Annotated in this window: 2 pseudogenes; both read right to left on the reverse strand. The window is 58.3% G+C overall.

From position 1 onward, the window contains the following. Window positions 1–216: pseudogene (locus ACUY3D_RS12675) on the reverse strand (ATP-binding protein); the annotation flags it as partial. Window positions 217–221: 5 nt separating this feature from the next. Beyond that, window positions 222–593, reverse strand: a pseudogene (locus ACUY3D_RS12680) (IS21 family transposase); the annotation flags it as partial.

Here is a 593-nt window from a genome sequence, read left to right on the forward strand (position 1 = left end):
TGCTTTTAGCAGTTTGTTGATGCGTCGTTCACGCCTGGCCGCGACTTCTTTATCGAGTGCGTAGAGCACCTTTTGGGAAAACGTCCATGCGTCGAATGCGGGATCGTTGGCGATGTCGATGACGCTTTTGCCGAAGGCAGTCATCCGCAGTGCGGTGAAGTCGGCCAGGACGGATTCGTCAAGGAAGCGATCTGTTGGCGGGGTTGGTGAGGACATGGGTTTTAGTTTCCTTTCTTAGCGAGGTTGTCCATGCTGAACTGGTCTGCACCGCCAAGGAACGCGCCGGTGGTGTCCCGGTCAGCGGCTACAGGTCGGGCGGGTTGGTTGGTGGTGGTGCTGCGCGGGGGCTGGTCAAACCCGCGTGGTCGGGTTGCGTGTTCCTTGCGGACAGCGGTCATCATGTTTTTGACTGCGGTATATGACACTGCCCGCCGACTGCCGTCGTTGGCGGTCAGGCGTTGGCATGCTTCTTCCAGGATTGGTTTGTTGGCATGTTTGCCCATTGACAGCACGTTTCGGCAGGACTGGTATGCCTGGGCCGGGATGGCTTTCGCCGTAATGAGTTCTTCGATGACCTTGCGTGTTGCCGGGCC

The organism is Corynebacterium guaraldiae, from assembly GCF_053480195.1.